Consider the following 2,693-nt stretch of genomic DNA (forward strand, 5'->3'; position numbering starts at 1 on the left):
GGGGCGGTCACATCTCCTCCGGGTCGATCCGGGGGTCGGCCAGCACGTAGAGCAGGTCGGCCAGCAGGTTTCCGGCGAGTACGGCGGCGGTGGCCAGGACGGTCACGGCGGCCAGGAGCGGGAAGTCGGTGGCGGTGGCGGCGCGGACGGTGGCCGAGGCGATGCCGGGCCAGCTGAAGACGGTCTCCACCAGCAGGGCGCCGGTGATCAGTTCGGGCACGCGGGTGCCGATGAGGGTGAGCACCGGCAGCAGCCCCGAGCGCAGGGCGTGGCCGAGCAGTACGGTGCGCTCACGCAGGCCGCGCGCGCGGGCGCCGCGCACCGGGTCCTCGTGGAGCGCGTCGGCCACTCCCTGCCGTACGTACAGGGCGAACCACGGCAGCTGGGAGAGGGCGAGCACGGCCACCGGCAGCGTCAGATGGCGCACCAGCGAGCCGGCGGTGACGGTGTCCTCGCCGCTGTCGGTGAGCCCGCCGGCGGGCAGTACGCCGAGCTGGAGGGCGAAGAACCAGACGGCCAGCAGTCCGAGCCAGAACGGCGGGGCGGCCTGGAGTACGTAGGAGCCGCCGGTGACGCAGCGGTCGAGCCAGCCGCCCCGGCGGCGCGCGGCGGCGACGCCGAGCACGGTGCCGAGCACCACCGCGACGAGGAACGCGAGCGCGCACAGCAGCACGGACCAGCCCAGGCGTTCGCCGACGACCTGGGCGACCGGCTGGCGCAGGGAGACCGACTGGCCCAGGTCTCCGGTCGCGGCGGAGGTGAGCCAGCTCCACCACTGCTCGGTGAACGGGCCGTCCAGGGCGAGGTTCTCGCGCAGCTGGTCGAGGGTCTCCTGAGAGGCGCGCAGCCCGGCGCTCCCGGCGTACTGGCGCACCGGGTCGAAGGGGGAGGCCGCGGCGAGCGCGAAGACGCCGAGGGTCACGGCGGCCAGGACGGGGACGGCGGCCAGCGCCCGCCGCCCCGCCAGGCGCGCCATCGGGACCCAGGGCGGCCCCGTGCGCGGTTCCGTCTTCACTTCTTCGGCCGCCAGTCCTCGACGTTCCACCACGGACCCGCGCCCAGGCCGTGGTCGTGGGGCTCGACCTGGGTGGTGACGTCCTGCCAGGCGTCGTCCATCACGTACACGTGGTCGATGTGGGTGAGGAAGGTGTAGCCGGGGTCGGCGGCCAGTTCGCGCTGGACGGTGGCGTACGCCTCGGTGCGGGCGGCGCGGTCGTTCGTGCGGCGCGCCTCCTCAAGGGCCCGGTCGACGTCCGGGTTGTCGTAGGCGGCCATGTTGTTGAAGCCGTCCAGGGCGAGGGAGGAGTGCAGCAGGGGATAGAGGTCGAAGTCGGGGTCGGCCGGACTGCCGCCGCCGGAGAGCACGGCGTCGTCCTTCATGCGCGGCTCGATGACCTCCCAGGTACCGGACTCGACGGTGATGTCGATGCCGATCTCCTTGGCGTCGGCGGCGTAGGCCAGGGCGTGCTCCTGGCGCAGCCGGTCGCCGGAGGGGTACCAGAGGGTGAAGGCGGCACGGCGGCCGTCCCTGCGGCGCACCCCGTCCTCGCCGGCCTTCCAGCCCGCCTCCTCCAGGATCTCCCGCGCCTCGTCCGGGTCGTGGCGGCGTTCGGTGCCCTTGGCGAACCAGGGGCTGTCGGTGGGCACGGGGCCGTACGCGGCCCGGCCGGCGCCGCCCAGCACGCTGTCGACGATCGCCTGCCGGTCGACGGCGGTGTCCAGGGCGCGGCGCACCGCGCGGTCGCCGGTGACGGGGTTCGCGGTGGGGAGGGTGACGGCCCGGAAGTCGGCGGTCCTCGCCCGGATCACGCGCCGGCCCTCGTCGCCGGCGAAGGTGTCGGCGAGGGCGGGGGGCAGGACCGCGGCGTCGAGGTCGCCGGAGCGCAGCCGGGTGGCGCGTATGTCGTCGTCCTTGATGACGGCCATGGTGAGCTTCTCCACCTTCGGCGCGCCGCCCCAGTAGTCGGGGTTGGCCTTGAAGGTGAGCTTCTCGCCGCGGCTCCAGCCGGTGAGGACGTAGGGGCCGGTGCCGACCGGTTCGGTGTTGTAGGGGCCGGTGTTGACGTCCTGTCCGGCGGCGGCCTCCTTGGAGGCGATGGGCAGCACGGTGCGCTCGGCGAAGGCCGCGTAGGGGTACTTGAGGTGGAAGACGACGGTGTCCTCGTCCTTGGCGGTGACGCTGTCGAGGGCGTCCAGCTCGCCCTTGGAGGGGTTGTTGGTCTTCTCGTCGAGGATGGTCTCGTAGGTGAAGACCACGTCCTCGGCGTCGAAGGGGGTGCCGTCGCTGAAAGTCACCCCCTCGCGCAGGGTGTAGGTGTACGTCCGGCCGCCGTCGCCGATCTCGGGGAGCTCCGCGGCGAGGGCGGGCCGCAGTTCCATGCCGGCGTCGTGCCGCAGCAGCCCGTCGAAGATCTTGGAGTTGCCGTCCTTGCCGTAGCCGAGCAGGGGGCTGAGGGTGTCCGGTTCCTGGGCGATGCCCACGACCAGGGAGTCGCCCGTACCTCCGTCCGCGCCGCCCTTCCCGTCGGACGGTGCGGAACAGGCCGCCGCTCCGGCCAGCACCGCGCCGGCCGTCATGGCGGCGGCCACCCGTGTCACCCGCAGTCTCATGCTCCACACCTCTGCTGCTGCTCAAACGTTGTTGCAAACAGCTTGCAATTAAACCGCAGGCGCGCGCCACCCCACCCCTCCCC

The 2,693-nt window shown here is 73.2% G+C and carries 2 protein-coding genes; both read right to left on the reverse strand.

Annotated elements, in window-relative coordinates:
- Nucleotides 1–7: 7 nt before the first annotated feature.
- On the reverse strand, nucleotides 8–976 hold the full coding sequence (locus tag L7D48_RS27950; RefSeq protein ID WP_237883755.1) for an ABC transporter permease: 969 nt from the start codon (nucleotides 974–976) through the stop codon (nucleotides 8–10).
- Nucleotides 977–1,011: 35 nt separating this feature from the next.
- Nucleotides 1,012–2,610 (reverse strand): ABC transporter substrate-binding protein, encoded by a 1,599-nt coding sequence (locus tag L7D48_RS27955; protein WP_237883752.1) that lies wholly within the window; start codon nucleotides 2,608–2,610, stop codon nucleotides 1,012–1,014.
- Nucleotides 2,611–2,693: the final 83 nt, after the last annotated feature.

Source organism: Streptomyces sp. ICN903 (genome assembly GCF_022015835.1).
Taxonomy (GTDB): Bacteria; Actinomycetota; Actinomycetes; order Streptomycetales; family Streptomycetaceae; genus Streptomyces; species Streptomyces fenghuangensis.